Annotated in this window: 17 protein-coding genes; 8 read left to right on the plus strand and 9 right to left on the minus strand. The window is 63.2% G+C overall.

The window, feature by feature from the left end; genetic code table 11:
- Positions 1-78 precede the first annotated feature (78 nt).
- The 3 genes from infC to Q7P63_03515 all read right to left on the minus strand — a co-directional run bounded on the left by infC (position 79) and on the right by Q7P63_03515 (position 2,728).
- A complete protein-coding gene (gene infC / locus Q7P63_03505; protein ID MDP0499144.1) occupies positions 79-747 on the minus strand; it encodes a translation initiation factor IF-3 in 669 nt (222 codons plus the stop codon).
- A gap of 136 nt (positions 748-883) precedes the next feature.
- The gene (locus tag Q7P63_03510; protein MDP0499145.1) at positions 884-2,326 is read right to left on the minus strand and encodes a sugar transferase; all 1,443 of its coding nucleotides are present in this window, start codon (positions 2,324-2,326) and stop codon (positions 884-886) included.
- Between the two features lie 30 nt (positions 2,327-2,356).
- Entirely contained in the window at positions 2,357-2,728 is a 372-nt protein-coding gene (locus Q7P63_03515) for an iron-sulfur cluster assembly accessory protein (protein ID MDP0499146.1), read from the minus strand.
- A gap of 129 nt (positions 2,729-2,857) precedes the next feature.
- Here Q7P63_03515 and rplU point away from each other — a divergent pair, with 129 nt between their 5' ends.
- The 3 genes from rplU to Q7P63_03530 all read left to right on the plus strand — a co-directional run bounded on the left by rplU (position 2,858) and on the right by Q7P63_03530 (position 3,932).
- Positions 2,858-3,172 carry a 50S ribosomal protein L21 gene (gene rplU, locus Q7P63_03520; protein ID MDP0499147.1) on the plus strand — a complete coding sequence of 105 codons (315 nt, stop codon included), beginning with the start codon at positions 2,858-2,860 and terminating at the stop codon, positions 3,170-3,172.
- Positions 3,173-3,194: 22 nt separating this feature from the next.
- The gene (rpmA, locus tag Q7P63_03525; GenBank protein ID MDP0499148.1) at positions 3,195-3,464 is read left to right on the plus strand and encodes a 50S ribosomal protein L27; all 270 of its coding nucleotides are present in this window, start codon (positions 3,195-3,197) and stop codon (positions 3,462-3,464) included.
- Positions 3,465-3,608: 144 nt separating this feature from the next.
- On the plus strand, positions 3,609-3,932 hold the full coding sequence (locus Q7P63_03530; GenBank protein ID MDP0499149.1) for a hypothetical protein: 324 nt from the start codon (positions 3,609-3,611) through the stop codon (positions 3,930-3,932).
- On the opposite strand, the gene Q7P63_03535 is transcribed toward Q7P63_03530, so the two are convergent.
- From Q7P63_03535 to Q7P63_03560, 6 genes are all read right to left on the minus strand, one after another.
- Positions 3,923-4,867, minus strand: a complete 945-nt coding sequence (locus tag Q7P63_03535; GenBank protein ID MDP0499150.1) for an alpha/beta fold hydrolase — start codon at positions 4,865-4,867, stop codon at positions 3,923-3,925. The two genes, Q7P63_03530 and Q7P63_03535, sit on opposite strands and share 10 nt — an antisense overlap.
- Before the next feature lie 3 nt (positions 4,868-4,870).
- Positions 4,871-5,905, minus strand: coding sequence for a 3-oxoacyl-ACP synthase III (locus Q7P63_03540; protein ID MDP0499151.1), 1,035 nt, complete (start codon positions 5,903-5,905; stop codon positions 4,871-4,873).
- A gap of 6 nt (positions 5,906-5,911) precedes the next feature.
- Positions 5,912-6,709: an SDR family oxidoreductase gene (locus Q7P63_03545; protein ID MDP0499152.1), complete on the minus strand. Its 798-nt coding sequence runs from the start codon at positions 6,707-6,709 to the stop codon at positions 5,912-5,914.
- Positions 6,710-7,165, minus strand: a complete 456-nt coding sequence (gene fabZ, locus Q7P63_03550) for a 3-hydroxyacyl-ACP dehydratase FabZ (protein MDP0499153.1) — start codon at positions 7,163-7,165, stop codon at positions 6,710-6,712.
- Between the two features lie 225 nt (positions 7,166-7,390).
- A complete protein-coding gene (locus Q7P63_03555) occupies positions 7,391-8,866 on the minus strand; it encodes an FAD-dependent oxidoreductase (GenBank protein ID MDP0499154.1) in 1,476 nt (491 codons plus the stop codon).
- Between the two features lie 353 nt (positions 8,867-9,219).
- Positions 9,220-10,377: a substrate-binding domain-containing protein gene (locus tag Q7P63_03560; protein MDP0499155.1), complete on the minus strand. Its 1,158-nt coding sequence runs from the start codon at positions 10,375-10,377 to the stop codon at positions 9,220-9,222.
- A 154-nt stretch (positions 10,378-10,531) separates the two neighbouring features.
- On the opposite strand from Q7P63_03560, the gene xylA reads away from it, so the two are divergent.
- From xylA to Q7P63_03585, 5 genes are all read left to right on the plus strand, one after another.
- Positions 10,532-11,842: a xylose isomerase gene (xylA, locus tag Q7P63_03565; protein MDP0499156.1), complete on the plus strand. Its 1,311-nt coding sequence runs from the start codon at positions 10,532-10,534 to the stop codon at positions 11,840-11,842.
- A 211-nt stretch (positions 11,843-12,053) separates the two neighbouring features.
- Complete coding sequence (locus Q7P63_03570) at positions 12,054-12,956, plus strand: DUF2167 domain-containing protein (GenBank protein ID MDP0499157.1); 903 nt, start codon at positions 12,054-12,056, stop codon at positions 12,954-12,956.
- 12 nt (positions 12,957-12,968) lie between these two features.
- On the plus strand, positions 12,969-14,045 hold the full coding sequence (locus tag Q7P63_03575) for a hypothetical protein (GenBank protein MDP0499158.1): 1,077 nt from the start codon (positions 12,969-12,971) through the stop codon (positions 14,043-14,045).
- A 67-nt stretch (positions 14,046-14,112) separates the two neighbouring features.
- A complete protein-coding gene (locus Q7P63_03580) occupies positions 14,113-14,730 on the plus strand; it encodes a YceI family protein (GenBank protein ID MDP0499159.1) in 618 nt (205 codons plus the stop codon).
- A 25-nt stretch (positions 14,731-14,755) separates the two neighbouring features.
- On the plus strand, positions 14,756-15,967 hold the full coding sequence (locus tag Q7P63_03585; protein ID MDP0499160.1) for an AI-2E family transporter: 1,212 nt from the start codon (positions 14,756-14,758) through the stop codon (positions 15,965-15,967).
- The last annotated feature ends 21 nt before the right edge of the window (positions 15,968-15,988 follow it).

A 15,988-nucleotide genomic window follows, 5' to 3' on the forward strand; every position in this document is an offset into this window, starting at 1 on the left:
TGCCCGGGCACAAAAAAGCCCGCCGAGATGGCGGGCTGAAAGTGAGGGACGGCAGGCAGCGCCTTGATGGCGGCTGGCCTACTGGTTGTTCTCGTTCTCGTCCAGATTATCTTCGTCCTCGTCGTCGTAATCGTCCTCTTCGTCGTGCTCTTCGTCTTCACGACCGAGCAGCAGGCGGCGCTTGTTGGTGGGCAGGGGCGACATCACCATGTTGATGTGTCGGCCACTTTGCCGGGGCGCCTGGTCGGGCTGGCCGACGTGCTCGAGGTCTTTGACGGCGCGGCGCACGATCTCGAAACCGAGCTCGGTGTGCTCCATCTCGCGGCCACGGAACATGAGCGAGAGCTTGAGCTTGCTGCCCTTGTAGAGGAAGTGCTCGGCGCGGCGAAGCTTGGTCATGTAGTCGTGCTCGTCGATGCGGACCCGGAATTTGACTTCCTTGATCTTGGACGAGCTGGACGCCTTGGCCTTGTTCTCCTTCTGGCGCTTCGAAAGCTCGTACATGTACTTGCCAAAGTCCAGCACCCGGCACACCGGGGGGCGGGCATTGGGTGAGATTTCCACCAAATCGAGACCTACGGCCTTGGCCGCTTCCAACGCTTCATCCCGCGTGACCACCCCGATTTGCTTGCCATCGGGGCCAATGAGGCGCACTTCACGTGCACGAATGCGTTCATTTTTACGGACGGGGGGCTCACTACGGCCGCGACCGCGGCCTCGTCCTTTAGAACCAGGAAAATTCGCCATGTATGCTGTTTAGGGGTGTCTCTCGGTGGGATGCGGCGGCCACATTACCGCCAGGTTCGTTACATATGTGGTCAGAGAGTGAGAAATTAGGCAATATGAGGCAGAACTCAACCCATTTCGCGTAAAAACCTCCACTTCAACGAGCCCCTCGCCCGCTGAGCACCACCGGGACGGTCCGGGCCAGGATCCGGAAATCGAGCGCGAGGCTCCAGCCGTCGATGTATTCGAGGTCGAGGCGCACCCATTCGGCGAAGTCTTCGAGGTCGGCCCGGCCCGAGACCTGCCAGAGGCCGGTGAGCCCGGGGAGCACGCTGTAGCGGCGGTGGTCGCGCGGCAAAGGCATAGCCGACGTCTCGGCCAAGGGGAGTGGGCGCGGGCCCACGAGGCTCATGTGGCCCTGCAGCACGTTCCAGAGCTGCGGCAGCTCGTCGATACTGAAGCGGCGCAGCCAGCGGCCTACGGGGGTGATGCGGGCGTCGCGGCGGCTCTTGTAGACGGGTCCGCGCAGCTCGTTGGGCATTTCGCCGCGCCGGCTCTCCGCATCCACATACATGGTGCGGAACTTCCAGATCGCGAAGGCCCGCCCGCGCCAGCCCGTGCGCATCTGTTTATAGAGCACGGGGCCGGGAGAGCTGAAGCACACCGCCATGGCGGCCAGCAACATCACCGGGGCAAAGGCGAGCAGGAGCAGCGTCGCCACCGTCACATCGAGGCTGCGCTTGAGGGCGAGCTGAGCCTCATACTGGCGGTTGGTGCTGAAGACGACCACCGGGCGCCCCCCGAATTCGTCCATCTCCGCCTGCGCTTTTTGCGGCAGGGGGAAGGCGGTGAAATACCACACCTCCACGCCCTGCTCCTCCGCCACCGCGAGCACTTGCTGCTCGAAGGCGTTGTGGCCGCTCTGGTGGAGAAAAACCAGCTGGTAGCGCCCGGAGCGCAAGGCCGGCCCGAGTTCGTCGAAGCCGTTGACCACCGGCAAATCGTCGTGCTCCCCCACCCCGCCCAGCGGCAGCACCCCGGCAATACGGACGGTGCGCAGGTGCCGCGCCTGGAACTCCTGCCGCCGCCGGGCCACGGCATCACCCGCACAAACGAGCAGCGCCTGCAGCGGGTGGCGCCGGCAAAAACGGTCCATCACATAATGGCGGAACAGGAACTCCTTCAGCAGCAGATAAAGCCAGAACGAGCCTGCAAAGAGAAACAGCAGCGAGCGGTTGAGCCCTTCGTAGCCGATGGTGTAGAGCAGCAGCACGGCGAGCCCTACCCCGATGGCCACCGCGCGCGTGGCGATCCAGGCCACCCGACGGCGAGAGGCAAACAAGTCGAGCCGGTAAAAGCCGTTGAGCCGCAGCGCCAGCAGGAGGCTGCAGAGGATCAGCCCAAACCACCAGCCCTCGCGCAGGAGGTGGTCCACCGTCTGGATATGAAACGGATAGCCGGTAACGCGGGAGAGCAGCCGCTGCAGCGCAGGCCCGAAGGCGTCGAGCGCATGATAGGTCGTGGCCAGCAGCGCGCTGCCGCCGACAATGTCGACCGCGAAACTGGTATTAGCGAGAACCTGGCGATGACGACCGCGCATGGAGACAGACCGAGACCGGTCTGCCCTAGGCTAGACGGCGAAGCTCTCGCCGCAAGAACAACTCGCCTTGGCGTTGGGGTTCTGAAACTTGAAACCGCCGGCCACCAGGGCGCTGGAATAGTCGAGCGTCATCCCGCGCAGGTAGAGCGCGCTCTTGCTGTCGACCACCACACGCTCGCCAAAGCCCTCGATCACGATGTCGCCCGCCTTGGGCTCGGCAATGAAGCGCAGCTTGTAAGACAGGCCGTTGCAGCCGCCACCGGTGATCTTGACCCGCAGCAGGTCGCCCTTTTGCTCGCGCTGGCGCAGCTTGCCGATCTGGCCCGCCGCCGCTTCAGTCAATTTGATCAGCCGTTCGTCGCCCACCCGCACGCCTTCGGGGTATGCCTTTACATCTGCCATGCGGGCAAGATACGGTATGGCCGGGAAGGAAATCAAGGGCGCCCCTGCTTCCTGCAGATATTTTTTGGAAAAAACTTGCGCCCCCTCCGCAATTCATCTTTTTCTAATCGCTTTTCCGAAGACTTTTACATGAAAGCCACGATCAAAACCCAAGGCCGGCAGTTCACGGTGAACGAAGGTGACGTCCTGTTCGTCAACCGCTACCCGGAAACGAATGCTGGCGACACCGTCACGATCAACGACGTGTTGGCCGTAGGTGAGGGTGCCGATACGCGTTTTGGCACGCCTGTGCTCGAAGGCGCCAGCGTCACCGCCAAGATCCTCGAAAACAAGCGCGGCGCCAAGGTGATCATCAAGAAGAAGAAGCGTCGCCACGGCTACCGCCGCACGCGCGGTCATCGCCAGGAACTCTCGGTGATCCGCATCGAATCCATCACTGCCTAACCCCCCTTAATACTTTTTCGTCATGGCACACAAGAAGGGTCAAAGTAGCTCCAAGAACGGCCGCGACAGCAAGGCCAAGCGCCTCGGCGTGAAGCGTTACGACGGTCAGGAAGTCCTTGCGGGCACCATCCTCATCCGTCAGCGTGGCACCAAGTTCCACCCCGGCGCGAACGTCGGCCAAGGCCGCGACCACACCCTCTTCTCCCTGGTCGATGGCCGCGTGAAGTGGGATGCCGAGCACCGCAAGGTCGCCGTCATCGAAGCTCCGGTCGCCGAGCTCGTCGAAGCCTAAGCGTTTTTACGCCCCGTTCACTTTCCCAACCGGCTCCCTTTCGAGGGTGCCGGTTTTTTTTGTTTAGAGGTGCAAGTCGGCTAACTTAACTAACTTACGTTGCCCGAACTTGACCGAATTGGCTTAGCTTGATACCGTGCTAGCGTGGATGAGCTAAGACTGGCAGAGCTGAAGCGACAACGCGAACTGGTGCGCGAGCACCTTGAGTGGCTCGATGCCACCATTGCCGCCGCCGAAGATGCGCCCACCGCACCCGCTACGCAGAGGGTAACGCCAGCAGTCGAACAAGTGCCCCCCAAGCCAAAACCGGAGGCGACTCACGAGCCTTACCTGCTCTCGCGCGAAGCATCACAGGCACAGGAAGTGGCTTCGACCTGGCAGGCCGGGTGCGTTATGGCCGCAGTACTCGCGACCTTGCTTTTCATCGGCGTGTTTTTCTGGCCGCTGCCACAGTTGATCTACCGGTAAGGCGTCACGCCCGGGCGCTCGTCGGCTTCCACAAAGCTGCGCACGCGCTCGAGCACTTCAGAGGCCTTGTCTTCCAACACGTAGTGGCCGGCGTCGGCCCAATACTGCGTCGGCGCGCGCGGGAAGCGGCGGCACCACTCGTCGTAAAACCCATCGTGGAAGCACCAGTCTTGCCCACCCCACAGAATCTGCAGGTCGCTACGGCTGAGAAATTCCAGCCCCTGCTCGATGCGCTGCAAGTCTGGCCGCGACGGGTGGTCGGCCTCCAGCGGGATGTCTTGCACAAAGCGGTGGATCGCCACGCGGTCGTGCCAGTTGCGATAGGGGAAAAGGTAACCGCGCTTCACCTGCTCGGCCAGCGGCTGGACGGTCGTCATAAACGTCGCCGGCCAAGCGAAGCCATTCAAGCCGCGCACCAGCGGACCGCCCCAGAAGGGGTGGCGACAAAGCGCGATGCGGCGCGGGATCGACGGAAGGTGAAAGGCAGCGGTGTTGAGCACCGTGATACGCCCCACCCTGTCCGGGTGCCGCGTGGCAAAGCCCATCCCGATGGCGCCGCCCCAGTCGTGCACCACAAGGTGCACGCGGTCGAGGCGGAGGTGGTCGACCAACTCCTCCACGTGCTGGATGTGCGCGTCGAGCCGGTAATTGAAGTCCTGCGGCTTGTCGGAGAAGCCGCAGCCCAAATGGTCGGGCACGATACAGCGAAACTGGTCGCGCAGGCCCAGCACGAGGTTGCGGTAGTAAAACGACCAGGTGGGGTTGCCATGCAGCATCAGGATCGGCGGGCCGGAGCCCTCGTCCACATAATGCAGGCAATGCCCGTTGGTCAGCAGGTACAGCTTACCGTCGAAGGGATAAAGGGCTCGGATCGAGACCGGCAGGGCGTCGGCACGGATCGGCTCCAAATGGGTGACATCTTCAGGCGGTAGCATGTTCTAAGGAAGCGTAAGGCCCAGCATCGCGCTGCTCAGGCCACTGCCGATACCGAGCAAGGCCACCCGGTCGCCGCTTGTCAACACCCCGGCTTCCATCGCCTTCGCAAGCGAGAACGGCAGTGAGACCGAGCCGACATTGCCCATATACGGATACGTTGGGAAATCTTTCTCCAAGGGCAAGCCCAGACTTTCGAGCAGGCGGCGCTGGTGCGTGCGACCCACCTGGTGGCAGATCACGTGGTCCACCTCCGCATGGCCCCAGCCAAAGGCCTCCTGAAAACGCTCCCAGGTACGGCCCGCCACCTTGAGGCCTGCTTCGAGCAGCTGCTCGGCCTCGGTCAACATCTCCAGCGCATCGCCGGCGGTGTCTCCCTGGCACAGCTCGTTCGCACTGCTGTCGGTCTCCACTACCCCGCCGAGCAGGGCCGGAGCGTTGGCGGGCGCTTCGTCGGCATGGCAAAGCACCATGGCGACCGCGCCTGCGCCGATCGTGAGGTTGGCGAAGTAGGGCTTGATCTCGCGGCGGCTCAAGGGGCGCTCCAGCAAGGTCTGGATAGTGCGCTCAAGCAACGGGCGACCATTTTCGCCCGAAACGAGCAGCGCGCGGCGGATCGCGCCCGATTCAATCATCGCGGCGGCCATCGTCATGGCATTCACGAAGCCGAGGCAGGCGTTTGAAAGGTCGAAAATCTGCGTGCGGCTGCCAAGGCCCAGTAGCCCGTGCACGTAGGCTGCGGTCGCTGGCTCCAGCCGGTCGCGGCAGACGCCGCAGTGCACCAGCAAGTCGATCTCGTCCTTGCCAAAGCGGGAGCGTTCGAGCGCGAGCGCGCCGGCCTGGGCGCTGGCTTCGCTCGGGCGGATCGGGTGCGGCCAAAAGTGGCGGGTCTCAATGCCGGTCATCAGCTCCAGGCGGCCTTCAGGCAGCTTCAGGCGCTGGTAGACGGGAGCAAGACGGGCCTCGATCTCGGCCGAAGACACGGGCTGCGGCGGCACGATGTAGCCGGTGGCCTCGATGCGGACGTGCTGAAAGCGCATGTAAATTTACTCGGGGCGCATCGCAAGGCGCACCACTTCTTCGTCGAAGTAATTCCAGTCCATCCCCGCGTTGACGGTGATGCCTTGGGCGTTGATGCCGCTGCTGCGCGGGCTGAGCAGATAAACGGCGGTGTCGGCCACCTCTTGCGTGGTCAGCGCGCGCTTGCGCATGGTCAGCTTTTCGGCAAAGAGGTAATTGTTGAGGTAGTTGGGAATGCCTGCGCTGCTCTTGGTCTTGAGCGGGCCCGCATTGACAGAGTTGAAGCGCACCTCGCTGTCTTCACTGAAGCTCTTGGCGAGGAAGCGCACGCAGCCCTCCAGCGCGCTCTTGATCGGCGACATGTAGCCGTAGGTGCGTGCGGTGACGTAAGACGAGATCCCGATCGCCACCACCGAGGCCTGCGGCTGCAGGTGCGGCTTGAGCGCGCGGGCCAGCTCAACGAGCGAAAAGGCACTGATCTGCGTCGCCTGCAGGAAGTCCTGCCGGTTGGTTTCGTGAAAGGGCACGAAGCCCTCGGAGTAGTTCGCAAACGCGATGGAGTGGACGAAGCCGTCGAACGGCCCCAGCTCGGCCACCTGCGCGGGTAGTGCGGCCAGGTCGGCCTCCTGCTCCACGTCGCAGAGCACCGTAGGCCGGTCGCCCAGCAGCTTGGCCAGCTCGTCGCGACGGGCCGCATTGCGCACGCCATAAACGACCATCGCCCCTTCGCGCTCCAGCGTCTGCCCGATGACCCAGGCCACGCTCTTGCGGTTGCCGAGGCCGAAGACGAGAAAACGCTTACCGCTGACTTGCAGGAAACTCATTTACGCTTTCTTGGCGGCGCTTTCGTCGATCAGGGCCAACGTGCACTCGAGCATCATCGCGGGCTTGCCGTCTTTCAGCACGCGGCCACGCATCTGGTGAAACTGTTGCACCTGGCTGAGGTAGGTGACTTCGATCGTGATCTCGTCGCCCGGCTTCACCATGCGCTTGAAGCGCGCGTCCTGGATGCGCACGAGCACAGGCGTCAGGGAAGTCGACTCCACCTCGGCGGAGATCTTCTTTTGCGCGAGGTAGATGGCCGCCGTCTGGAAGATCGACTCGCAGAGCAGGACGCCCGGCATGATGGGGTTATTCGGGTAATGCCCCTCGAACTGCGGCTCGTCGGCGCGGATCGTGCGGCGGGCCGTTGCCCCTTCATCAGTCACCTCCACGATCTCGTCCACAAAAAGGAACGGCGGGCGGTGGGGAATCGTCTGGTAAATGGCTTCGAGGCTCATGAAGCGAGTAACATAAGACAATTCGGGCCTGCGGGGGAATGCGAAAATGCGGCCATCGCACCGGCTTACCGCGCTTTTTACATTTCGCAGCCGAAAACCAGAACACGCTTCTGGTTAAACAACCCCTCCGCTTGCCGATACAAGAAAGGAGGGGCGCAAGACAGGTGCCCCGCTCGAGGCCTCCTCCCTCACCTACCTGCCCGGCCAGCGTTTAGGCCGGGCTTTTTACGCTTCCACGGCCTGCGGGCTACGCAGGAAGCTGTCGACCTTGTTGGAGACGATGACGCCGTAATTGATTGTGCCGAGCCAGCCGCTCATAATGATGCCGACCGAACCGGCGTGGTAGAGACCGTGCAACTGGTCGGGCAGCTCTTGCGACACCTTCAGGCCCTCGAACTTGGTGCCAAAGCTGGTGCCGCCGATGTGGCGCACGTAGCGGTTGACCGTCCGGGGCGTGGCTGCCTCCAGGTGCTCGACCTTTTGGCGGATGTCGGGGATGAACTTCTCCAGCGCGTCGAGTGAGCTGTCGATCAGCCACTGCTTTTCGCGGGCGTATTCCTCGTCGCTGAGGCTTTCCCAGTCCTTCCACTGCGCGTTGATCGAAGCGACCACGGCAAAGCGCTCGTCCTTGCTCTGCGGGCGCGTCTCCGGGTAGTAGACCGAGAAAGTCCGGCTGCTACTGCGCATCCCCGTCAGCTCGGGCGTCGAAAAAGTCTCGGCGCCGGAGGTGAAGACGAGGTCGCCGATGAAGGGGATGCTCTCGCCTTTGCGGATGCCCATGTAGACCTGACACGAGCTGTTGTTAACGCGTACGGCCTGGGCTTCGGCGGCATAGGCGGCCGGGAACTTCTCCGCGCCGACGAGGCGGAAAATCGTGTTCTTGATGTTGGCGTTGGAGACGATGGCGCGGCAACGAATGGTGTGCTCGGCCTGCTCGCCGCCAGTGTTCTGGCTCTGCGCCACGATGCCGACCACGCGGTGCTTGCCGTCTTTGCCCTGCTCGGTCAGCACCTGCTTCACGAGGGCACTCTTGCGCAGCTCCACGCCGTTGCGCTTCAACTCGGCGGTCATGCGGCCAATGAGCTGATCGGTGCCGCCTTGGTAGATGTAGACGCCCTTGCTCATGAAGTTGCTGAAGACGATGCCGTAGGTGATGGCGGGGTCTTCGAGCGTCGAGCCGTTGGCGTAGCTGATCGGCTCCATCAACAGGCGGTGCACGTCGTTGCGACCGGGGAAGAACTCTTCGAACATCTCGCCCGTGGTGCGCTGGTCGTCGTCGTAGAAGTTCATGCCGCGCAGGTGCGTGAAGAACGCCTCCACCTGCTCGCGCTCCAGCCCGAAGTCCTCGACCAGGATGCGCGTAAAGTCGTCGCGGTCGAAAGTGGTGCGCACGTCCATTTGCGGGTTGATGAAGCGCACGTCCTTGAGCTGGTGGATGCTGTCGGCGATCTCCTTCGTCCAGTATTTGCGGCAGCTCTTGATCATGCCCACGGGGAAGCCGTGCAGCGAGATGTCGAAGATGTGGCCGCCGGGCCGCTTGAACCAGGTGGCGAGCCCGCCAAACTGGTAATGATGCTCCAGCAGCAGCACCTTGTGGCCCTGCTTTGCCAGCAGATTGGCGCTTGTGAGGCCACCGAGGCCGCTGCCAATCACCACTACATCGTATGCGTCGTCTACGCCTGCCAACCAGTCTTTCGCCATGATCTAAGAGAAAACGGGCAGGTTGTGCGCGTTCTGGCCTCAGGGCAACCGCAAAGCTGCTCGGCGGTCGAGAGAAGGGGCGGAACGGGAGGAGGTGGGTGTTGGGAGCGGGATTTTAGCCGCAGATGAAACGCAGATTTTCGCGGATAAAGAAGAAGGGAATGGGCCTCACGCCAAGCCGCAGAGACGCCAAGAGTTTATTGTATACCTTCATTCAATAATGATGGAGAGCGGGCCTTTCCTAGAATTCTTGGCAGGTGCCAATCGATAGATTCCCATCACGCAACCAATTCTTCTTCATCCGCGAAGATCCGCGTTTCATCTGCGGCTAGATATTCTGCTTTCCCCCCACCCTAGCGCCCGGCCAGGAGGCTTTCGCGGCGGAAGTCGCGGGGGGTTGTGTCGAGGGCGCGACGGAAGGCGTGGGAAAAGCGACTGAGGCTGGAGTAGCCGCTGCGTTCGGCGATTTCACTCAAAGGAAGACTGGTGTGGGTGAGCAGTTCGCGGGCACGGTCGAGGCGGAGGCGGTCGATCTCTTCCTTGGGGGAGCGGCCGAGGTAGCGGCGGAAGAGGTGCTCCAGCGTGCGGCGGCTCATGGGCACGGCGGCAGCGAGTTCCTTGACCGATAGATCCGGCAGGCGGCGGTCGCGCAAGAGCTGCAGGGCGCGGCGGAGCTGCGGGTGCTCCACCGCCAGGCGGTCCGACGAGCGCCGCTCGACCAGGCTGATTGGCGGCAAAAGCACCGGGGCCGTGGGCGCGGGCTCCCCCCGGATCATCGCCTCGACGAGGCGGGCGGCCTCGAAGCCCATGCGCTGCCACGGGATCGCGACGCTGCTCAGGGGCGGGTGCGTCAGCTCGCAGACGAGCGCGTCGTCGTTGGCGCCCACAATCGCAACTTCTTCAGGGATCTGCAGGCCCGCGTCGCGACAGGCCTCGGCCAGGCTGCGCCCTTGCGGGTCGTGCACCGCAAAGACGCCGACCGGCTTGGGCAGTGCTTGCAGCCAGTCGATCATTTCCCGATTGGAGGGAGTCCAGTGCTCGATGTAGCGGCGGTCGGAGGGCGTGGGCTCGATCAGCACGGCGGCGGGCTCAGCCTGACGGGCGGCGAGGGCCTGCTGGAAGCCCTTTTCGCGCTGGGGCGAATAGGCGCTCGTGTTGCCGAAAAACGCAAAATGCGGTAAGCCGAGGGCCATCAGGTGCTCGGCCGCCATCGCGCCCACCGCCTCGTCGTCAACATCCACACAGGCCGCGCCGGGTAAGGGACCGTCCCAGGCGCTGACCACCGTCGGCAGGCCCCGCTCCAGCAGGCGATCCGTCACGCCGGGCAGCATTTCGGTGATGAAGCCGCTCGGATCAAGGGCATCGAGCAGGGGCCAGAGCTCGTGCGCCGGGCGCTCGGCATCGACGATCCAGAAGTCGCGGCCGGGGTCGACCAGAGGGGGAAGGCCCTGGGCCAGACGCCGCACATAAACGGCGCTAATCACCAAGGCAACGCGTCGGGAATGGCTCATGTAAAGGCAGAGCTTCCCCTTGTTTGCGCAAAACGGCAAATCCTTTCCGCAAGATGCGGTTCCTTTTGGGCCGGATTTTTGGTATTATGCCACCATCGCAGCATTACCCAAGCTTACCCCGCGTTGCTGCAGCCCTTTTCAACCCCACCCTACCATGAGCGAAGCCTTTCCCGACGTTCCCAAGATTGAATTCGAGGGCCCGAAGAGCCGCAATCCGCTTGCCTTCAAGCATTATAACCGCGACGAGGTCGTGCTGGGCAAGACGATGGCCGATCACCTCCGTTTCGGTGCCGCCTACTGGCACGTGATGCGCAATGAGCTGAGCGACCCCTTCGGTGCCGGCACCGCACAGACGCCATGGGACGACAAGAGTAACTCGGTGGCCAATGCGCAAAAGCGCGTGGGCGTGTTCTTCGAGTTCCTCGAAAAGACGGGGATCGACTACTATTGCTTCCACGACCGCGACGTGGCCCCCGAGGGCAAGGACCTCGCCGAGAGCAACCGCAACCTCGACGCCGTCGTGCAAACGCTGGAAGAAGCCCAACAGCGCACCGGCAAGAAGCTGCTCTGGGGCACGGCCAGCCTCTTTACCCACACCCGCTACATGCACGGCGGCGCGACCTCCTGCAGTGCCGATGTCTATGCCTACGCCGCTGGCCAGGTGAAGAAGGCGCTCGAAGTGACGCACCGCCTGGGCGGCCTCGGCTATACCTTCTGGGGTGGCCGCGAAGGCTATTCCACCCTGTGGAACACCGACATGAAGCGCGAGCGCGAGCACCTCGCCCGCTTCTTCCACCTCTGTGTGGACTACAAGAAGCAGATCGGTTTTGCGGGCCCGTTTTACATCGAGCCCAAGCCGCAGGAGCCGACCACCCACCAATACGACTCCGACGCCGAGGCCTGCCTCAATTTCCTGCGCGAGTTCGACCTGATGGAGCACTTCAAGCTCAACATCGAGACCAACCACGCCACCCTCGCCGGTCACACGATGCAGCACGAGCTGCAAGTGGCCGCCAATGCCGGTGCGTTGGGTTCGATCGACGCCAACCGGGGCGACCTGCTGGTGGGCTGGGATACCGACCAGTTCCCGACCGACCTTTACCTGACGACCGAAGTCATGCTGACGGTGCTCAAGACGGGCGGCTTCGTGACGGGCGGCCTCAACTTCGACGCCAAGCGCCGGCGCGAGTCATGGGAACCCGTCGATCTCGTCCACGCCCACGTCGTCGGCATGGACGCCTTCGCCCGCGGACTCAAAACCGCCGCTGCCATCCGCGCGGACGGCCGCATCGACGAGTTCATCAAGGCCCGCTACGCCACCTGGGACAGCGGCATCGGTGCCGACGTGGAAGCCGGCAAGGCCACCCTCGCCGACCTCGAGGCATACGCACTCGCAAACCCCGAACCGGTCATCGCATCCGGCCGCCAGGAAATGCTCGAAGGCATCTTCAACGAATACCTCTGAGAGACCCGGCAAAACCCATCATCCATCGACCCCGCCGCGGCCCGCCCGCGACGGGGTCTTTTGTTGCATTCCACGCCGTTGTTGCATCCCACACCACCCCACACCGCCGGCGATGATAAAATCCGCAATTTTGGAGATTGGATATGTCTTCATAAACCCATATAGCATCGACGGCTCACGACCGCCCACTCACCACCACCACCTCCCGTCCATGAAAGTCCACTCCGCCCCCCTCCTCGCCTGCACCTCCCTTTTCCTCGCCCTCGCCACAGCCGAAGACATTCCGGCCCTGCCCACCGCACCCGCGGATTCCAGCGCCGTGGAAACCACCGCGGAACTGGAGGAAAACCCCTTCGTCACCCTCGTCAAAAGCCTCGACTGGACAACCGACGGAACCGGCCGCCTCGGCCAGCGCGCCACCCTCCAGGTCCCCGCCGGCTACCAGTTCACCGGCAACGACGGAACCGTCAAACTCATGGAGGCCTACGGCAACCTCACCTCCGGCGCCGAACTCGGATACCTCTCACCCGACGACATGAGCTGGTTCGCCGTCTTCGAATTCGATGACTGCGGCTACGTCAGCGATGATGAAAAGGACAAGCTCGATGCCGATGCCATCCTCAAACAACTCCGCGCAGGCCAGCAGGCCGCCAACAAGGAACTCTCCGCACGCGGCATGACCACCCTCCAGGTCGTCGGCTGGCACACCCCTCCCTTCTACAACCCGACCACCAACAACCTCGAATGGGCCATCCGCCTGATGGACTCCGAAGGCTCGCCAATCCTCAACTACAAAACCAAACTCCTCGGCCGCAAGGGCGTGATGGACGTCACCCTCGTCTGCGATGAATCGCAGATCTCCACGATCATCCCCGAATACCAGAACCTCCTCACCGGCTACTCCTTCACCCAGGAAGAATCCTACGCCGCCTACAGAAAAGGCGACAAAATCGCCGAATACGGCCTCACCGGCCTCATCCTCGGGGGCGGCCTGCTCGTCGCCGCCAAATCCGGACTGCTCGCGAAATTGTGGAAACCCATCGCCATCGGCCTCGTCGCCGTCGGCGCCTTCATCAAACGCATCGTCACTGGAAAAACCCGCGAATCGGTTTAAGGCTCCGCCGCCATGACGGCCTTCGCCGAATTCCTCCTCGTCGCCACCGCCCTCTACCTCTGGGAATCCCTGCTGTGGCTTCCACTGGGAACGACCGCGCTCAGACACTCGTGGCCCGGCAATACCTGGCGCGCGCTCGACCCCGGACGCTACTTCACCACCCGCGCCACCGGCGTGGTGCCGCTGCTCCCCGTCATGCCGGACTCCGGCCTCGCCCCCTGCCAGAGCCCGCCGCTCATCGCGGACCGCCACGGCAACCTCGCGATCCGCAAGAACTCCGGTGACTATCAGAAAACCCCGTCCGCGGACTGGCCCGACCTCTCACACGACTCACACCACCTGCAACTCGCGCAACACCGCGTCAGGCTGTCATCCGGACGCAGCCTCGAACTCCTCAGGCGGGCCAGGAAACGCGGCCTCACCCTCGCTCAGGCGGCGGACCTGGCGAACCGCCTGTCGCTCTCGCCATCGCGCGCCGGCCGTGAATGGAAACGATGGAAACTCGTATCCAAATCACTCAAAATCAACAGCCTGCTCATCACCCTCGGCTTCTTCGCCGGGCTCCCCGCCAGCTATGTTTTCGGCAGCGGCATGCAGCTCGCTCTCGTCGCCCTCTGGATCTGGCTGCTGATGGTCTGGACCGCCGCCCACCTCCACTGGTTGGCCCGGCGCGTCTATCGGGACGCCTCGGCCGAGCTCAACATGGACGCGCTCCTTTCACTGCTCGTCCCGTTTCATGCCATGCGGGCCCACGAGTCCGCCGCCGTCCACGCCATGGCGACCACCCATTTCACCGCACTTCTCATTCATTCGGGCGACCTCGGGAACCGCGCCCTGCACCGCTACGCCCGCATGCTCCTCCACCCGCGCCCCGGCTACCCCGCAGACGACCTGCTCGCCGCTGCCGTCGGGCCGGTCATCACCGGCCACCTCGAGCGCGCGCAATCGTCCTTCGCCGATTTAGACCGGCCGCCGCACGACCCCGACCACCCCGGCCCGATGTCCTACTGCCCGAGGTGCCACGGCATCTATCAAAGCGGCGTCACTCACTGCACCGAATGCGCCGATCTGCCGCTGCAAACCCGCTAGACCGCGCCCCAGGAATGGCATCACGCCGCCGGTTTGACTGATTTCATTTCGCGCTTAAGGTCCGCTGATGAAAGCAACCATCCTTCCAACCGTCGCCCTCGCCATCGCCCTCAGCTCCTGCGAAAACCCGGCGGACAAGACCACCAGCGCCGAAGTCGGCAAGGCCGAAACCGTCACCACCAGCACCGCCGGCACCCGCTACACGCTCACCGAAAACTCCAAAATCGGCTTCACCGGATCCAAAGTCACCGGCAGCCACAGCGGCGGCTTCAGCAAGTTCACCGGCACCTTCACCCTCAACCCGGAGGACCCCGCCAAAAGCAGCGGCCGCGTCGAAATCGACATGGACTCGACCTGGTCGGACAACGACAAGCTCACCACCCACCTCAAGAATGACGACTTCTTCGACGTCACGGAGCACCCGACCACCGTCTTCGAACTCACCTCGCTGGAGAAAACATCGGACACCGCCTATCAGGTCTCGGGCAACCTCACGCTCCGCGGCGAAACCAAGAACATCACCTTTCCCGCCACCGCATCCGTCACGGGCGACTCCGTCGCCATCACCAGCACCTTCGACATCAACCGCAAGAACTTCGGCATCGTGCACCCCGGCAAACAGGACGACCTGATCCGCGACGAAGTCGTCATCACCCTCGAACTCGAGGCGACTCCCGCGAACTAACCATTTCCGGCCCCCACCCTTTCGCTTGTCCGGCGAATCCGGCACCGATATCATCCGCACGATGAGTGAACTTGATACCGACCGGTTCCGCCGGACATTCGTGGTCTGGCTTGTGATCGCCATCTCGGCGGTGTTCCTCGCCATGATCACCCCGTTCATCAAGCCGCTGTTTCTCGCGGCCGTCTTCAGCGGCATCATGACCCCGCTCTACCGGCGACTCGCCGTGTGGTTCCGTGGCCGCAAGAAACTCGCATCCGTCGCCACCATCATCCTGCTGCTGCTCGTCGTCATCGGCCCGCTCAGCGGATTCGTCACCCTCATCGCCACCCAGGCCATCGAGATCAGCAACGAAGCCATCCCGTGGGTCAAACAACAGATCGATCCGGCCAACCCGAACCGGCTGGATTTCGGCCAACAGCTCGCGGACAAGCTCCCGTTCGCCAGGGAGATGCTGCCGGAACAAGGCGATATCCTCGAGAAATTCGGCGGCGTCATCCAGGCCCTCGGCAAGTTTGTGGTCAACAACGTGTCCAAACTCACCGCCGGCGCGGCAGGATTCTTCCTCTCCCTCTTCGTGATGCTCTACGCGATGTATTTCTTCCTGATCGACGGCAGGAAGATCGTCGACCGCATCCTCTATCTCACCCCGCTGGGGCCGGTCGAGGAAGGCCACATGCTCGACCGCTTCACCTCGATCACCCGCGCAACCATCAAGGGAACCCTCGTCATCGGACTCGTCCAGGGAACCCTCGGCGGACTCGGATTCTATTTCGCCGGCCTCCAGGGCGCCGCCTTCTGGGGAACCGTCATGGCCGTGCTGTCCATCATTCCCGCACTCGGAACCGCCATCGTCTGGGTGCCGGGCGTCATCTTCCTGCTCGCCACCGGCCATGTCACCTCCGGCATCGTGCTCGCCATCTACTGCGCGGCCATCGTCGGCACCGCAGACAACATCCTCCGCCCGATCCTCGTCGGCAAGGACACCGAAATGCCCGACCTGCTCGTCCTGATCGGCACCCTCGGCGGCATCTTCCTCTTCGGCGTCGTCGGCATCATCGTCGGCCCCGTCATCTGCGGGCTATTCCTCACCATCTGGGATATCTACGGCCAAACCTTCAAACAGGCACTGCCCGCCACCGACAAGTCATGGCAGTATAAAATCCCCGCCCGGAAGAAAAAATCCAAGCCGAAACAACCCGAGGATCAGCCGGCTGAAGCCACCGGTGACGACGAATAACCACCGATCAATCGAACAACA

It is taken from the genome of Verrucomicrobiota bacterium JB022 (assembly GCA_030673845.1).
GTDB lineage: Bacteria > Verrucomicrobiota > Verrucomicrobiia > Opitutales > Oceanipulchritudinaceae > WOUP01.